14 protein-coding genes are annotated in these 15,223 nt (G+C 70.0%); 10 read left to right on the top strand and 4 right to left on the bottom strand.

Features of this window, described 5'->3' with window-relative positions:
• Positions 1 to 4: 4 nt before the first annotated feature.
• On the top strand, positions 5 to 682 hold the full coding sequence (locus tag MXD57_RS21205) for a contact-dependent growth inhibition system immunity protein (protein ID WP_250403327.1): 678 nt from the start codon (positions 5 to 7) through the stop codon (positions 680 to 682).
• 691 nt (positions 683 to 1,373) lie between these two features.
• On the opposite strand, the gene MXD57_RS21200 is transcribed toward MXD57_RS21205, so the two are convergent.
• Together MXD57_RS21200 and MXD57_RS21195 are read right to left on the bottom strand one after the other, a co-directional pair.
• Positions 1,374 to 2,237: a helix-turn-helix domain-containing protein gene (locus MXD57_RS21200; protein WP_250403326.1), complete on the bottom strand. Its 864-nt coding sequence runs from the start codon at positions 2,235 to 2,237 to the stop codon at positions 1,374 to 1,376.
• 37 nt (positions 2,238 to 2,274) lie between these two features.
• A complete protein-coding gene (locus MXD57_RS21195) occupies positions 2,275 to 3,162 on the bottom strand; it encodes a helix-turn-helix domain-containing protein (protein WP_250403325.1) in 888 nt (295 codons plus the stop codon).
• Between the two features lie 331 nt (positions 3,163 to 3,493).
• Between MXD57_RS21195 and MXD57_RS21190 the strand changes: the two genes are divergently transcribed.
• The 8 genes from MXD57_RS21190 (at position 3,494) to MXD57_RS21160 (ending at position 10,756) form a co-directional block, all read left to right on the top strand.
• The gene (locus MXD57_RS21190) at positions 3,494 to 4,264 is read left to right on the top strand and encodes an SDR family oxidoreductase (protein WP_250403324.1); all 771 of its coding nucleotides are present in this window, start codon (positions 3,494 to 3,496) and stop codon (positions 4,262 to 4,264) included.
• Entirely contained in the window at positions 4,261 to 5,250 is a 990-nt protein-coding gene (locus MXD57_RS21185; protein WP_441350706.1) for an alpha/beta hydrolase, read from the top strand. Before MXD57_RS21190 ends, MXD57_RS21185 begins: the two co-directional genes overlap by 4 nt.
• A 67-nt stretch (positions 5,251 to 5,317) precedes the next feature.
• Positions 5,318 to 6,256, top strand: coding sequence for an alpha/beta hydrolase (locus MXD57_RS21180; RefSeq protein WP_250403322.1), 939 nt, complete (start codon positions 5,318 to 5,320; stop codon positions 6,254 to 6,256).
• A gap of 148 nt (positions 6,257 to 6,404) precedes the next feature.
• Positions 6,405 to 7,559: a low temperature requirement protein A gene (locus MXD57_RS21175; protein WP_250403320.1), complete on the top strand. Its 1,155-nt coding sequence runs from the start codon at positions 6,405 to 6,407 to the stop codon at positions 7,557 to 7,559.
• A gap of 65 nt (positions 7,560 to 7,624) precedes the next feature.
• Positions 7,625 to 7,990, top strand: a complete 366-nt coding sequence (locus tag MXD57_RS32045; RefSeq protein WP_374114736.1) for a twin-arginine translocation signal domain-containing protein — start codon at positions 7,625 to 7,627, stop codon at positions 7,988 to 7,990.
• 83 nt (positions 7,991 to 8,073) lie between these two features.
• Positions 8,074 to 9,303 carry a DUF418 domain-containing protein gene (locus MXD57_RS21170; RefSeq protein WP_250403365.1) on the top strand — a complete coding sequence of 410 codons (1,230 nt, stop codon included), beginning with the start codon at positions 8,074 to 8,076 and terminating at the stop codon, positions 9,301 to 9,303.
• A gap of 64 nt (positions 9,304 to 9,367) precedes the next feature.
• A complete protein-coding gene (locus tag MXD57_RS21165; protein WP_250403318.1) occupies positions 9,368 to 9,532 on the top strand; it encodes a hypothetical protein in 165 nt (54 codons plus the stop codon).
• 228 nt (positions 9,533 to 9,760) lie between these two features.
• Entirely contained in the window at positions 9,761 to 10,756 is a 996-nt protein-coding gene (locus tag MXD57_RS21160) for a formylglycine-generating enzyme family protein (RefSeq protein WP_374114735.1), read from the top strand.
• Positions 10,757 to 10,788: 32 nt separating this feature from the next.
• Here the strand turns inward: MXD57_RS21160 and MXD57_RS21155 are convergent, their stop codons facing one another.
• On the bottom strand, positions 10,789 to 13,140 hold the full coding sequence (locus MXD57_RS21155) for a sulfatase-like hydrolase/transferase (protein WP_250403314.1): 2,352 nt from the start codon (positions 13,138 to 13,140) through the stop codon (positions 10,789 to 10,791).
• A gap of 205 nt (positions 13,141 to 13,345) precedes the next feature.
• On the opposite strand from MXD57_RS21155, the gene MXD57_RS21150 reads away from it, so the two are divergent.
• A complete protein-coding gene (locus tag MXD57_RS21150; protein WP_250403312.1) occupies positions 13,346 to 13,837 on the top strand; it encodes an SRPBCC family protein in 492 nt (163 codons plus the stop codon).
• A gap of 172 nt (positions 13,838 to 14,009) precedes the next feature.
• Here the strand turns inward: MXD57_RS21150 and MXD57_RS21145 are convergent, their stop codons facing one another.
• A complete protein-coding gene (locus MXD57_RS21145; RefSeq protein WP_250403310.1) occupies positions 14,010 to 14,666 on the bottom strand; it encodes a hypothetical protein in 657 nt (218 codons plus the stop codon).
• Positions 14,667 to 15,223 lie beyond the last annotated feature (557 nt).

The raw sequence follows: 15,223 nt of genomic DNA, 5'->3' as shown, positions 1-15,223 counted from the left end.
CACCGTGCCCCTGAGCCCCCTCGAACACGACCGTCGCTATGGCGAGCTCGACCAGGTCATGCGCGCCTACCTCGGACATCCGGCGGACGACACCCCGGACAGGCCCGGCGCCGCCTTGACCGCGTACCTCCGACAGACCTGGCACAGCCGACCGTGGGCTCTGGCCATCGCCGAGCGACAGTTGCGTGACTACGTCGAGAATCCGCCGGGGCGGCTGCGGTTGCGACTCGGGGAGTTCTACGCAATCCCCGACATCGGCCTTGCCGAGGGCGAGATCCAACAGTGGCTCCTCTGCCTCGCCGACCACATCAAGCGCAGTATCGAGGCGGGGGAGGTCCCGCCGCCGGCCATCCCTGCCACCCATTGGGAGTGGCAAGCCCGTTTTCCCGAGCTGGGCCAGTTCCTCGGCGGCTGGTTCTCGCAGGACATGCCCGACGAGTTCACCGACCACGCCACGGCCGTCGAGGACTACCGTGACTCGACGGACCCGCATCTCGTCGCCCGACTGATCGGAGAACTGCACGAACTCCTCGCGCTCGATCTCGATGAGTCCGACTACGCCATCGCCATGGCCGAGTTGGGCATGGAGGTCGATCCTCCGGACCCGTACTCACCGGATGCCTGGCTCTCACTTGTCGCCGACCTGCTCATCGGGCCGGACGTGGAGGGCGTCGTCGGGTAAGAGCGCTGCGGTCCTCCTCAGCTCCTCCAAGAGGGCGAAGTCCGCCCGGTCCACTCGGTCTCAACTGAGTACCGGCGCGGTCGGTTGCTGAGCGCGTCCTCGTTCGTTTCGCGATGACCCCTACAAGTGGTTGTGGGCCCGTTGGTGTATGTCCGCAGATGGACACGTCCATCCAGATCGGCCCGACCGGCAGGAAGCTGCTGCCGCTGACGGTCAAGAACGCGGGTCCGACGCCGGCTTCGAGTGGTCACTCGCACTGAGGTGGGCGGAGCGCTCGATCGGGTAGTGGAGGCGCGCCGGCGGGAGCGAGCGAGGACGAGCTGACGGCTGCACTGCCCGCGGTCGGCGTCTCGCCCCCTGCCCCGTCGGCGCCGCCGGCACCGCTCCGGACGCCCCTGCCGGGCCCTGAGGCTTCGCTGCACATCGTTTCCGAGGTGGAGTGGGTCTGAAGTCCGTATCGGCTTGTGCGTGACCGTATGAACCTGTGAGCCCCCTTCCTGACCGGGAAGGGGGCTCGTTGGCGTTCGTGCTCACCTCGGCAGGGCTTGCCCACTGTTTGCTGCCCGGCCAGCAAACAGGCACCGAAGCGCTCAGAGGTGCTTGCTGAAGAATGGGATGAGCGCGTCGAGGGCGGGCTGGACCTGCTCGCCGGCGCCCAGGACGAGGACCTTGCCGGTCCTGGACCTGAGGCTCATGAGCTGCTGTGGCTCCGGCCGGCTTCCTCTGGGACTGCCGCCAGGATGCGAAGTCCCTTCTCGGATGAACTGCCGGGCTCCGCGGTCCACATGACCACGTGCTGATCCGGGACGGCAGAGCTGGTCAAGGTCGCCCAGTCCAGCGTGAGCGTTCCGACGACGGGATGGTGAAAGACCTTGTTCCCCGTGCCCTGGACAGCGACATCGCGAGCCTTCCACCAGCGGTCGAAGTCGGAGTGGGAGGCCATCCGGGCAAGGAGGTCGTGAAGTCGGGGATCGTCCGGGCAGCGGGCGGTGTGCATGCGCAGGTAGGCGACGCAGGCGTGGGCCCCCGACTCCCAGTCGTCGTACAGGGCGCGCAGGGCCGGGTGGTTGAAGAGCAGCCAGACGTAGTTCCGGTCCTCCTCGGGGATCTGCCCGAAATCGACGAGGAGAGCCGCGGCGAGCCGGTTCCAGCCCAGGACGTCCATGGTGTCGGACAAGACCACGGCAGGCGATTCCGTCAGCTGGTCGAGGAGGCGGCGGGTGTGCATGCTGATTACGCGGTCCGGCCGGGCGGGGGAATCGACTGGAGCACGGCCGACGAGGTCGTAAAGGTACGTGCGCTGGTCGTCGGTCAGGCGCAGCGCCCGGGCGATTGCTTCGAGTGCGGGAGCGGAGGCCCGCATGCGGCCCTGCTCGATGCGGGTGTAGTAGTCCGTACTGATGGCGGCGAGTTCCGCGACCTCTTCACGGCGCAGGCCCGCCACCTTGCGTGGGGCGCCGGTGTCGGGCAGGCCGACCTGAGCGGGCTCCAGGTCGGCCCGGCGAGCCATGAGGAAGCTTCCCAGTTCCTTCGGGTCCCGGTTGTCGCTGCTCATGGTTCCAGTGTGGCAGTGGTCAGCGTTGACGGCGGGTTCAGCCGGGCGGCGTGCTGCCGGTCCCGGCGCCTGTGGGAGCAGGGCCCGGGGCACCGGCCCAGGAGGCGAGGATGCGCAGCGCGTCGTGTGACGGGGAACCGGGCTCGGCGGACCACACCACGAGCTGCTGGTCGGTGTCGGCTGTGGAAGCGAGGGTGTCCCAGTCGAGGCTCAGCTCGCCGACGACGGGGTGGTGCAGACGCTTTGTTCCGACGCTGCGTACGGCGACGTGGTGGGCGGCCCACCAACGGCGGAAGTCGGCGTCCTGGACCGACAGCTCGCCGACGAGCGAGGCGAGGCGGGCACTGTCGGGGTCGCGTGCGGCTTCCATTCGCAGCTGGGCCACGCAGGTATGAGCGACGTCCCGCCAGTCGGGGTACAGCTCACGCATTTTTGGGTCGCTGAATAGCAGGCGTATGTAATTCCGGTGCTTCTCCGGTATTTCCGAGAAGTCGGTGACGAGAGCTGCCGCGAGCGGATTCCAGGCCAGAATATCCATGCGGCGCCCGAGGACGATCCCCGGCATGGTGCCGAGGTCGTCGAGGAGGCGTCGCAGACGTGGCTGCACCTTCTGTCGCGGGCGGCGGGCCGGTCGTTCAGAGGGGCGGCCTGCGAGTTCGAGCATGTAAGCACGCTGATCGTCGTCGAGGTGAAGGACGCGCACGAGTATGTTCAGTACGGGCGCGGAGGCCTGCATGCGGCCCTGTTCCAGGCGTGTGTAGTAGTCCGTGCTGATCGTCGCCAGCCTCGCGACCTCCTCACGTCGCAGACCGCTGACGCGGCGTCGCCCTCCGGTTTCAGGCAGCCCGACCGTGCCCGGGCTCAGCTCGCCTCGGCGCGCTTTCAGGAAGGCCCCGAGCTCGCCGGGACGCGTATCGCTGCTCATGAACACCAGTGTCACCCGGGACGCAATCGCGGTGACAGGGACGTTTTTATCCCTGGATGGATCCCTCCCAGGATGAAAGTCTCCTCTGGTGGAGAAGTCTCAAGCGTGCGAACTTTTTTCCTGTGACCCATCAGGAACCGCTGGAGAGTCGATTTCTCATCCTCGCCCCGCCCCGGTCGCGAAATGCGGCCAAATCGAGAGAGTTCCGTAAAGGCGTTGATCGCTTTCCCTGCGTTACCGACGGCACGGAGTCGGCCTTGGCACGGATCGTCGGGCCCGTCACCGTGAGTCCCGATGCCGGGGAACGGCGCTTGTGAAAGGAGTTGATCTCGTGTCCGCGATCGAGCACGTTCTCGTCATCGGTGCCACTGGCCGTACTGGCCGACACGTCGTCGCGGCAGCGGCCGCCCGGGGCCTTGCGCCCGTAGCGCTGGCCCGCAACGAGTCCCGAGCCCGAAAGGTGCTGCCTCCCGGTACCCAGATCGTGGTGGGCGACCTCACGGCCCCGGACACACTCACCGCAGCCGTCCGCGACGCCGACGCCGTGATCTTCGTGCACGGCTCGGACGACGACTCCCGCCCCGAGTCCTTCGAGCGCATCGACTACGGCGGCGTCGCCAACGTCCTGGAGGCGCTCGGGAAGCGCAGGCCGCGGATCGTGCTGCAAACCACGATCTTCGTCACCCGGCGCGATCACCCCTTCAACGAAGGGGGCCACGCCCTGGACTGGAAGCGCCGCTCCGAGCGCCTGGTCAGGCTCAGCGGTGCCCCGTACACGATCGTCCGCCCGGGATGGCTCGACGCCGGCAAGGGCGGCGGCCACCTGCGGATCGAGCAGGGCGACAGCGGCGAGGACAACATCAGCCGAGCGGCACTCGGCACCTTGCTCGTCGAGGCACTGCTCGATGACGGCGCGATCGGCAAGACCTTCGAGGTCTTCTCCGGTCCCGGCCACACCACCACCGACTTCGCGGCCCTGTTCGAGGAAGCCCGGCCCGACGCGGCGGGCGCCCTCGACGCCGTGAAGGACACCGACAACCTGCCCCTGGACGCCGAACCCGCCCAGGTCCAGGACGACCTCAGGCATCTGCGAACTCGATGAAACCTCACGTCACAGCGACCCCCACCACAGCACAGGGAACCAGGAGCCAGACCATGGACGCCGTCACCTTCCCCAACGGCCAGATCGCGATGGCGGGCAACCTCTACCTGCCCGATGACCTCGACGCGAAGGTCTTGCACGCGGCGATCGTCGTCGTCCACCCGGGCGGCGGCGTCAAGGAGCAGGCAGCCGGCCTGTACGCGAGCAAGCTCGCCGAGCAGGGCTTCGTGGCCCTCGCCTTCGACGCATCATTCCAGGGTGACAGCGGCGGCGAGCCGCACCACCTGGAGGACCCCTACGCCCGCGTCGACGACGTCCGCGCGGCCGTCGACTACATGCAGACCCTCGACTACGTCGATCCCGAGCGCATCGGCACCCTGGGCATCTGCGCCGGCGGCGGCTACAGCGTGAACGCCGCGATGACCGACTACCGCGTCAAGGCCCTCACGACCGTCAGCGCCGTCAACATCGGCACCAGCTTCCGCCGCGGCTGGTACGGAACCGACTCCGACGCCGCCGCCGTGCCCACCCTGAAGGCACTCGCCGGTCAGAGGACAGCCGAGGCGGCCAAGGGCGCCGAACCGGCCTTCCTGCCCTACGTCCCGACCGAGCCGGACGAGGACACCCCGCGCGACCTGGTGGAGGCAGGGGACTACTACCTCACCCCCCGCGCCCAGCACCCCAACGCCAAGAACAGGTTCCTGTTCACCAAGAGCGTCTCGCGCATCTTCACCTTCGACGCCTTCCACATGGTCGAGGACCTGCTCACCCAGCCGATCCTCGTCGTGGCCGGCAGCGAAGCCGGATCGCTCTGGATGTCCACCGAACTGCACGGACGCGCCCGCAGCCCCAAGCAGCTTCAGATCGTCGAGGGCGGCACGCACATGGACTTCTACGACGTCCCCAAGTACGTCGACCAGGCCATCGCCGCAGCCACCCCGTTCTTCCGGGAGAACCTGACGGGCGAGTCCGCCGACAAGGATTGACCAGGTCCCGGTCGAGTGGCCGCCGCCACCGGCCGCAGACCCGCCTCATCGACGAGGAGTTGCACCCATGACCGACAACATCAAGCACGTCGCCGTCAAGGCCCTCGCCTGGGACCTGGCCGCTGACATCTACCTCCCGCCGGGCTTCGACGAGAGCAGGACCCACCCCGCCGTCGTCAGCGTTCACCCCATCGGCTCGTGCAAGGAGCAGACAGCCGGCAACGTGTACGGAACGGCGCTGGCGGACGAAGGATTCGTCGTCATAGCCTTCGACGCCAGCTTCCAGGGCGCCAGCGGCGGTGAGCCCCGGTCGATCGAGGACCCGGTCTTCCGGGCCCAGGACATCAGCTACGTCATCGACCATCTCGTGACGCTGCCCTACGTGGACGCGGACCGCATCGGTGTCATCGGCGTGTGCGGTGGCGGCGGCTACTCCATCAACGCCACCATGACCGACCGCCGTATCAAGGCCGTCGGCAGCGTGACAGGCGTGAACTTCGGGCGTCTCATGCACGAGTCCTTCAGCGGCTACGACCCCATCGGCGCCCTCGACGCCGTTGCCGCACAGCGGACCGCCGAGGCCCAGGGAGAAGAACGCCGGGTCACCCAGTACCTGCCCGCGTCTCCCGAGGCGGCCAAGGAACAGGGTCTGACCGAACTCGACCTCTCCGAGGCCACCGACTACTACCGCACCGCGCGCGGTGAGAAGCCCGGCGGCCGCACAGAGGGACTGTTCTCCCGGCAGGGATCCGCGATCGGCTGGGACGCGTTCCACCGCGCCGAGGTTCTCCTGACGCGGCCGATGTGCGTAGTCGTCGGAGACAGGCCCGGTGCGTTCGGCGCCTACCGGGACGGCCTGGAGATCTACCGCCGCGCGGCATCGAAGGACAAGGAGCTGGTCGTGGCAGAAGGTTTCTCGCACTACGACCTGTACGACCAGCCCGAACCGGTCAAGATCGCCCTTGATCACCTGATCCCGTTCTACAAGAAGCACCTCGGCCAGTGACACCCCCCCGCCCAGCCGAGCAACCCTCGCCCTGGGCGGGCTGTTGCGCGGCGGCGGCAACCGGGCAACCATGTCCGGCCGCCGCCCCGCCCTTGAACGACTCAGGCGAGCCGACCTGCCCGCAGCCACGACGTAGGAGACCCCGATCATGAGCAGCGTCCCCAAGTCGCTGAATCTGCGGCGTGAGGTGTCCCCGCTGGAGCTGTTCTACGACCTCGTCTTCGTCTTCGCCGTCTCCCAGCTTTCCCATCACCTCCTGGACCATCTGATGTGGCGGGGCGCCGCGGAGACAGCCGTCCTGCTCGTCGCCGTGTTCGGCACCTGGGCGTACACCAGCTACGAGGCCACGCTCCTCGACGTCCGCCGCGATGTCACCCGGTGGATGATCGTGATCGTCATGGGCCTCGGACTGTTCATGAACGCGGCGATCGCCCACGCCTTTGACGACCGCGCCTGGGCCTTCGTCGTTCCGCTGCTGCTGATCCTGTTCTTCGCGGGGACTGTGACCGCTCTGACCGGCCGCACCGACGCACTGCGCGAGCACTTCCGCCGCACCCTTGTCTGGATGACCGCCGCCGCGCCACTGTGGATCATCGGGGCGGCGGTCGGATCGGGACCTCGCCTGTGGTGGTGGGCAGCCGCCGCCCTCGTCGACCTCACCGGAACCTGGCTCGCCCACCCGCTGCCCGGCCGTACTCTCAGCGGCCCGGAGCTCGCCTTCGATTCCGAGCACATGATCGAACGTCTGCGGCTCTTCTTCATCATTCTGCTCGGCGAGACCGTTCTCACCACCGGCAGTGCGATGACTGACACTCCCACCGTCTTCACCGCCGCGGGCGTCTTCGCCGCCCTGGTGTGCCTGTGGGCGCTCTACTTCGGTGGCGGCGAAGACGTCTTCAGCACCGCCGTCGCCACCACCACCGACCCTGTACGGTCCGTCCGCCTCGGCGTGAACAGCGCCTACGTGGTTCTGGCGGCCCTGGTCGCCCTCGCCGTCGGCAGCGAACTCGCCATCGCTCACCCACTCGGCGACGGCTCCGTCACCCTCGCCCTGCTCCTCTTCGGAGGCCCAGCGCTCTACCTCGCCGCCACCGGGTGGTTCTACGGAGTCACCGCCCACGGAGCCTGGACCGAGCGATTCCTCGCCTGCGCCGTCTGCACAGTGGCCGGCATCGCCGCCGTACGGCTCCCGCCCCTGGCGTCGGTAGCCCTCCTCGACGCAATCCTCATCGTCACCGCCACGGTCCTGACACGCGCCCATCGGAGACTGGCAGGCAGACTGAAGACCAACCCCGGTATGTGATCACCAGGGCACCGCCCTCGGGTCTGCTGCACGATCTGGTGACATCTGACGCCCCTCACTTCGGCATGCCTCAACCGACACCGGAGTGTCTGCGATGTCAGGAATGCAATAGTCTGTGCGCGAAGCCGCCCGGGGCGCACCTACGCTCAGCACCCACCAAGCCGGGCTGGGCGCGGGCCGGCCGTACGTTCCGCAAGCTCTCGCGGAGGGAATTCCTCACCGCGGCGCAGGCCATCCTCGGCATCGGAGCGGCGGTGATCGCCCTGGCGCCGCCGGCGTGGCAGCCCCGGTCGAGCAGGGGAGACCGCCGAGAGGAGTGTGAGGAGGGCCGGGACGCGGGTCCGGCCGGGTGGGCGCCCGAGAGACGGATGGATCCGCGGGTGCCGGCGCCGCCGGTCGGCGGGGGCGACTTCGGTCGGCAGGCAGAGTGACATCGGAGAATTGCCCGGGCGGTTTGGGTGGATTGCTGGTGAACTCATGAGACATGACTCCGATCACGGTCGAGCAGGCAGACATGTCACCGCCATTCGAAGGTGACCAGCCGCCGGCCACCGTCAAGACGCCCGCGGTCGGCCGGCTGATCGGCATCGACCTGGCTCGTGGGCTCGCCGTTCTGGGCATGTTCTCCGCTCACGTCGGGCCCGCCGTGGCCGTCGGCGGCCCGCTCGGGTTCCTGCTGGAGACGGCTCGGGGCCGCTCCGCCGCCCTGTTCGCGGTGCTCGCCGGGTTTTCGCTGGTCATCATCACCGGCCGCCCCCGCCCCCATACCGGTCGCGCCGGTCGTCAGGCAGTGGCCAGGATCGTGATTCGTGCGGCCCTGCTGCTGGCGCTCGGTTACGCCCTGATCGCCCTGGACACCGACGTCGACGTGATCCTCAGCGCCTATGGGCTGCTCTTCCTGGCCGTGCTCCCGCTGCACCGGCTCGGAGCCCGGACGCTCGCCCTCATCTCTGCCGCGAGCGCACTGCTCCTGCCTCAGGTCCTGTACGTGATCAGAGCGGCTATTGAGGCCGGCGGCTGGGCGGATACCGTCATCGCACACGACCCCGTCGCCCTGATCAGCAACACGGACGGCATCATCGAACTCCTGTTCACAGGCGAGTACCCCGTTCTCACCTGGATCCCGTTCCTCGTCGCGGGCATGGTGGTGGCACGGCTCGATCTCACCCGCCCAGGCGCCGGATCACGGCTGGCCTTCGCCGGCGGGGCGCTCGCCCTGCTGGGATACGGCGGCTCCTGGCTTGCTCTGCACATGGTCCCGACCGCCCTGCCCACTATCTCCTCGGCCGCGGACGGCGGTTCGGCGTCCTCTGCCTGGTGGTCCGACGCGGTCGGCACGCCCGAGGACCACACCCCGCTGGGCTGGTTGCTGGTGGCCGCACCCCACTCCCAGACGACGTTCTCCATCATCGGCAACACCGGGGTCGCTCTGGCCGTCATCGCCGCCTGCCTGGCCGTCGCCGAAAGGATGCCGCGCCTCACCGCCCTGGCCCGCCCCGTCGCCGCGGTCGGTATGACGGCGTTGACCGCCTACGTCCTGCACATCATCGCTCTGTGGTCCTTCAGCGAGGTCTGGTACGTGCCCGCGATCGCCGACGACGAGACCCTGTCCGCCCTTCCGGCGCTCCTCGGCTTCATCGGCGCGGCCATGCTGCTGGCGACCGTGTGGACCCGACTGTTCAGACGCGGCCCTCTCGAACAAGTACTTCACGTCGCCACCCAGACCGCACAGAGGATTGATTGAGGCGGGCGCGCAGTGGGCAGCCAGTAGTCCAGGGTGAAAGGGTCCCGACTACGCCGCGCTCCCGGTGTTCCACCGCCTGGGGGCGGTGGGCGTCACCATCCTGGTCGGCGTTCTCGCCTTCCTGCTGGGGAAGTTCAACCACCTCTTCCTCACCTGTTCCGACTTCGACGTGAGCGGCGACAACCCGCCCGCTCACTGCGCGGCGGGGAAACCGTTCAACCGCGTCTGACGGCCGGGGCCGGATGCCGGTGGGGGCCGGCCGCGCGCGAGCCCCTACTCGGACGGCGCCACGCGGCGGCTGCGCGTCTTCGCCACCCCCCCCGGGAGGCCTGCGTGGCGCTGCGGGCCGGCTGACGTCCGTTCCGCGTGTCCCGGCCGACCGGCGCCGTGTCGTCGCGCGCGCGGCGCCCCGGCTGCAGCACAATCGCGTGCAGAGCCGAGTCCCCTGGGAGGCCGGATGACGTCGGGCGGTGAGGCGCGCTCCGTCTGCTGCGGTCCTGCGCGGTCAGGGCCTCCCCCCGTGGCGCCCGACGGCGGTTCGCCGTCCGGGTCCGCCCGGGCGCCCCTCGGTCCGGGCGGCCCGGACCGGGAGGGCATGGTGCGGCTCGAGGGGGCCGTCTTCCGGATGGGGGCCCAGGACCGGTGGGCGGTTCCGGGGGACGGCGAGGGGCCGGTCCACGAGGTGTCCCTGGGCCCGTACTGGATCGACCGGTGCGCCGTCTCCAACGCCGACTTCGGTGCCTTCGCCGCGGCCACGGGACATGTGACGGACGCCGAGCGGTACGGGTGGTCGTTCGTCTTCGCGGGGCTCCTGCCGGCCGGCTTCCCCGACACCCGGGCCGTGGCGGCGGCGCCGTGGTGGCGGCAGGTGCACGGTGCCCACTGGCGTCGTCCCGAGGGGCCGGGCTCGGATCTCGCGGACCGTGCCGACCACCCGGTGGTGCACGTGTCCTGGCGGGACGCCTGCCGCTACGCGGCGTGGGCGGGCAAGCGGCTGCCGACCGAGGCCGAGTGGGAGTACGCGGCGCGCGGTGGCCTGGAGCAGGCGGTCTTCCCCTGGGGCGACGAGATGGAGCCGGGCGGCGAGCGCCGGATGAACGTGTGGCAGGGCCGCTTCCCCGACCGGCACACCCGGCCCGACGGCTGGTACGGCACGGCTCCGGTGACGGCCTACCCGCCGGGCGGCCACGGTCTGTACAACGTGTGCGGCAACGTCTGGGAATGGTGCGCCGACCGGTACGCGCCGGACTACTACGCCCGCAGCCCCCGCGAGGACCCCCGCGGTCCGGAGTCCGGCGGCACCCGGGTGATCCGCGGCGGCTCCTATCTGTGCCACGCCTCCTACTGCCGCCGGTACCGGGTGGCCGCCCGCAGTTCCAGCACCCCGGACAGCAGCACCGGTCACCAGGGTTTCCGCTGCGCCGCGGACGCGGGGCCCCTCGCCCCTCGCTGAGGGGCGAGGGGCCCCGCGTCCGCGGGTCGCGGTCAGTCGCGGTGGAACATGCCGATCAGTTCCTTCTCCACGTCGGCGAAGGCCTCTCCACTGACGTCGACCACCACCTGGCGGATCGTGCCGCCGAGGAACTCGAACGGCGGGCCGTAGTCGGCGGAGACGGGCTGGCTCGCGTCGCGGCCGACCGCGAGGCCCTCACCGACCAGGGAGAAGTTGCCGGGCTGGGTCTTGATGCCCGATTCGGCGACCTTGCGGTCGTCGACGTACAGGGCGAGCGTGCCGTGCGTGCTGCCCTGCTGATCGCGTTCGTGTGCCTGGAACGCCACCGAGAAGGTGTGGTCACCGGGGCCCACCGGATCGGGGGAGCTGACCTTCTGCTCCATGCGGCCGAGCCAGTTGTAGACGTAGGTCACGTGCCCGTCCAACAGGTACAGGCTGTGGCCGCCGAACCGGCCGCCGTGGGAGAAGAGCACTCCGCGGGCCTCCGGTGTGTCCAGCCGTACCTCGGCGATGACGCTGTAGGACCGCCCGCGGATGTTGACGGCCGCGGCCTCGGGGACGTCGGCGCAGCCCGGGTAGTAGACGTACCGGTCCCGGGGTGCGGCGAGCTGCGGCCGGGGCGTGTTCAGGATCTCGACGGGGCTGCGGTCGTCCAGGGGCAGCCCGTGGTACTTCTCCGCCTCGGACGACCACAGGCGCTTGAGTTCGTCCAGTTTCTCGGGGTGCCGGCCGGCCAGGTCCCGGTTCTCGGAGCGGTCCTCGCGCAGGTCGTACAGTTCCCACACGTCCTGTTCGAAGTGGCTCCAGTTGGACGGCGCCGGCGGGTGCGCGGTCGCGGCGTGCCAGCCGTCGTGCCAGATCCCGCGTGTGCCGAGCATGGTGTAGAACTGCGTGTCGCGCGGCGGGGGCGCCTGCGGGTCCTCGAGCACCCTCCGGAAGCTGGCGCCTTCGATCGGGCTCTGCTCGACGCCCTTGACGACGGCGGGGGGCCGGACGCCCAGCAGGTCGTAGACCGTGGGGACGATGTCGATGGCGTGGACGTACTGGTGGCGGGTCTCGCCACGCTGTTGGATGCCCCTGGGCCAGGCCACGATCATCGGGTCGGCGATGCCGCCCTCGTACGACACCCACCGCTTCCAGTACTTGAACGGGGCGTTGAACGCCCAGGCCCATCCGCTCGGGTAGTGGTTGTACGTCTTCGGACTGCCCATGTCGTCGAGATGGCGCAGGTTCTCGGTGATGTCGTCGGGCACCCCGTTGAAGAAGTTCATCTCGTTCATCGAGCCGTTCGGCCCGCCCTCGGCGCTGGCGCCGTTGTCCGAGACCGCGACGATGACGGTGTTCTCCAGTTGCCCGGATTCCTCCAGGTAGTCCAGCAGGCGCCCGATCTGCGCGTCGGTGTAGGCGACGAAGCCGGCGAAGACCTCGGCCATCCGTGCGAACAGGCGCTTCTCGTCGTCGCTGAGCGAGTCCCAGGGGCGGACGAAGTCCGTGAGCGGCCACGGCTGGCCCTCGGGGCCGGTGGCCTCCGGTTCGCCGTGGGGGTTGATGGGGGTGAGTTCGGTGCCCTCGGGCATGATCCCCAGCTCGATCTGCCGCCGCAGCGTCAACTGGCGGTAGACCTCGTAGCCGTCGTCGAACCTGCCCGCGTACTTGTCGGCCCACTCCTTGAAGATGTGGTGCGGCGCGTGGCCGGCGCCGGGGCAGAAGTACGTGAACCAGGGCTTCTCCGGGGCGATGGCCTTGGCCTCCCGGATGAACTGGATGGCCTTGTCCGCCAGGTCCTTCGACAGGTGGTAGCCCTGTTCCGGGGTGGCCGGCGGCTCGACGGGGTGGTTGTCGTGGAAGAGGTCGGGGTACCACTGGTCGGCCTCGCCGCCGAGGAAGCCGTAGAAGCGCTCGAATCCGCGGCCGAGCGGCCAGTGCCGCTTGGAGGACGCCAGGTTGGCCTCGTCCGACGGGACGAGGTGCCACTTGCCCAGGGCGTAGGTGTTCCAGCCGCGCTCCACCAGCACCTCGGCCAGGCTGGCGTTCTCGAACGGGATCCTGCCGTTGGAGCCGGGGAAGCCGCTCGTCATCTCGGCGACGCAGGCCATCCCGTTGCTGGTGGCGTTCCGCCCGGTCAGCAGACATGAGCGGGTGGGGGAGCACAGCGCGGTGGTGTGGAAGTTGGTGAACTTCACCCCCATGTCGGCGATCCGGCGCATCGCCGGTGCCTCCACCAGACCGCCGAAGAGGTCGAAGGTGCCGAAGCCGATGTCGTCCCACACCAGGTACAGCACGTTGGGCGCGCCGTCCGGGGCCTGCGGCTGCTTGTACGGTTCCCAGTCCGGGACCGACTGCCGGATGTCCTCCTGGATCACACCCTTGAAGGCAATGGCCATCCTCGCTGTCTCCTTCGTGTCTCCTGGCGCCGCCCGGCGACGGTGTGCCGCCCAGGGAGACAGGTCCCCTTCGAACGCCGACAGGTAGACCGCGCCGAACATCAGGTCATCCCATTGGCGGCACCCGTACTGACGGCCGTCCGGCCCCGGGCGACGATGGACGGGTGCGCCGGCGGCGCGCCGCACCGGAAGGGCCCGAGACCGCATGAGCTACCAGTTGCGTCCCGAAGACCTGGGGTTCCTCGCTCGTGCCCGGTTCAGGCAGACCTGCGCCCGGGAGCTGCGGGCCCCCGCCGGAGCGGTCTTCGAGCAGCTCGCCGAACGCCCGGAGAACTGGCCCCGCTGGTTCGCGCCGGCCGACGACGTCCACTTCGAGGGCCGGCCCCCCTACGGCGTCGGCTCCGTGCGCCACTTCCGTCTGTACCGCGCCGTCCGGGCCCGTGAACGGATCATCGCGTGGGATCCGGGCCACCGCTTCGCGTACTGCGCCCGCGAGGCCAACGCGCCGGGGGTGTCGGCACTGGTGGAGCTGTGGACCCTGACGCCCTCGTCCACCAGCGGGACGGCCGTCACATGGACCCTGGCCGTCGACGCCGCGCTCCCGGTGCGTCTGCTGCTGGGCGCGGGCCGCCGGCACATCGACAGGCTCTTCCAGGAGGGCATGGGGCGGTTGGAGGTCCTGTGCCACACCGGATGACGGTGCCGCCGCCGCGACCGAAGCGGGTGCGACCGGGGTGGGTGCGACCGGGGTGCGGTGGTCGTCCGCACGCGGCCGGGCACGTCCGGGCGGGCGGGCGAGGGGGCAGGTTGGGCACCTTGCCGGCGGGCCCGGCGGCCCGTCCGCCCCGGTCGTGGACGTGGATGACACCTCAGGACGGCGTGGCGGCTTCGCCGATGTCCTGCTGCACGTGCGCCATGAGACTTCCGAGCTCGCGGACCGAGGGATCCGGGTCATCGGCGTCGTCCGCGATCCGCCGCAGCCATCCGGTGGTCGCCAGGGACAGGGCGACGGCCTCCTTCTCGTCGTCGGCGAGACGCTTCTCGATCCGGTAGGCGAGGCTGCTCAGTGTCTCCTCGTCGGTCTCCGGCAGCAGCTCTCCGCGCAGCCCGGCGGGGAAGGGGTCGCGGGCGCGTGCCGCGCGCATCGTGTCCAGCACCGCGGCGTCGTCGGTGTACCGGTCCAGCAGGCCGAGGAGGACGAAGATCCGTGCCGTCAGCCGCGGTCGCCCCTCGTGCCCGTCCAGCCATGCCATGAGTTCACGCTGGCCGCCGAGGTGGTCGATGATCGGGGTCAGCGTCTCGACGGCCTTGTTCGGCAGGTTCCAGCACAGGGGCAGGAGTTCGGCCACCTCCTCGGCCAGCCGCGCCTCGTCGTCCGCTCCGAGTGTGCCGTCCACGAACCGGGCGGCCCTGTCGAGGTCGATACCGAACCTGTCGGGTCCCACGGTTTCCCGGGCCCCGTGGGAGGAGTGGGGGCGCCGGCGCGTCAGCTCGTCGGCGATCCTTCTGAGCGGCTTGTCGTGCACGAAAGCCTCCTGGGTGGTCGTCGTCGGTATCAGAGGCCGTGCCCTCGCGGTCGCCTCGTCGGCCGGTGCGGTCTGCACGACCAAGTTGCCACCCGGCGGCGCTGTCCGCAGGGCCAGGCATCCGGACGGGGCACGGACCGGCGCCGGACCACGACCGGAGCCGTGCACCGATCGGGGCGGCCCGGACGGACCGGCCGCTTCCGGAGACGTCCACGCCGACACGGCGGGGACGGCCAGGACGGCACAGACGGCCCTGGCGCCGGCGCCGGTGCTGCTGCGCGGCCGTGACCCGCCGCTCGCCCGGGTCGTGTCCGGTGACGACCACGGTGGCGCCCCGGGCGGGCAGTGCGGGACCGGGGAAGTCGACGGGCACCGGCTTCGTGTCGGCGGGCCGGTCGGGTGTGGAGCCGGGCGGCGGGAAGGGCGCGGCCGTCTCGATCAGCCGCCGGTGGTGGTCGAGCCACTTGGCGTTGCCGAAGGGCACCGGCGCGGTGACGCGACCGCGGTAGCCGTACGCGGCCACGGAACGGTGGCCGGGCACCGACCCCAACGACAAC

Origin of the sequence: Streptomyces cellostaticus (genome assembly GCF_023630175.1) — a bacterium.
Lineage (GTDB): Bacteria > Actinomycetota > Actinomycetes > Streptomycetales > Streptomycetaceae > Streptomyces > Streptomyces cellostaticus_A.
Note: the sequence above shows the minus strand (reverse complement) of the source record. Positions and strands in the feature narration are given on the sequence as shown.

Coding starts and splice junctions, on each gene's coding strand:
- MXD57_RS21200 (WP_250403326.1), bottom strand. CDS start 2,237: ATGAGCAGCGACAACCGGGACCCGAAGGAACTGGGAAGCTTCCTCATG.
- MXD57_RS21195 (WP_250403325.1), bottom strand. CDS start 3,162: ATGAGCAGCGATACGCGTCCCGGCGAGCTCGGGGCCTTCCTGAAAGCG.
- MXD57_RS21185 (WP_441350706.1), top strand. CDS start 4,261: ATGAAACCTCACGTCACAGCGACCCCCACCACAGCACAGGGAACCAGG.
- MXD57_RS21180 (WP_250403322.1), top strand. CDS start 5,318: ATGACCGACAACATCAAGCACGTCGCCGTCAAGGCCCTCGCCTGGGAC.
- MXD57_RS21175 (WP_250403320.1), top strand. CDS start 6,405: ATGAGCAGCGTCCCCAAGTCGCTGAATCTGCGGCGTGAGGTGTCCCCG.
- MXD57_RS32045 (WP_374114736.1), top strand. CDS start 7,625: ATGCCTCAACCGACACCGGAGTGTCTGCGATGTCAGGAATGCAATAGT.
- MXD57_RS21170 (WP_250403365.1), top strand. CDS start 8,074: ATGTCACCGCCATTCGAAGGTGACCAGCCGCCGGCCACCGTCAAGACG.
- MXD57_RS21160 (WP_374114735.1), top strand. CDS start 9,761: ATGACGTCGGGCGGTGAGGCGCGCTCCGTCTGCTGCGGTCCTGCGCGG.
- MXD57_RS21155 (WP_250403314.1), bottom strand. CDS start 13,140: ATGGCCATTGCCTTCAAGGGTGTGATCCAGGAGGACATCCGGCAGTCG.
- MXD57_RS21150 (WP_250403312.1), top strand. CDS start 13,346: ATGAGCTACCAGTTGCGTCCCGAAGACCTGGGGTTCCTCGCTCGTGCC.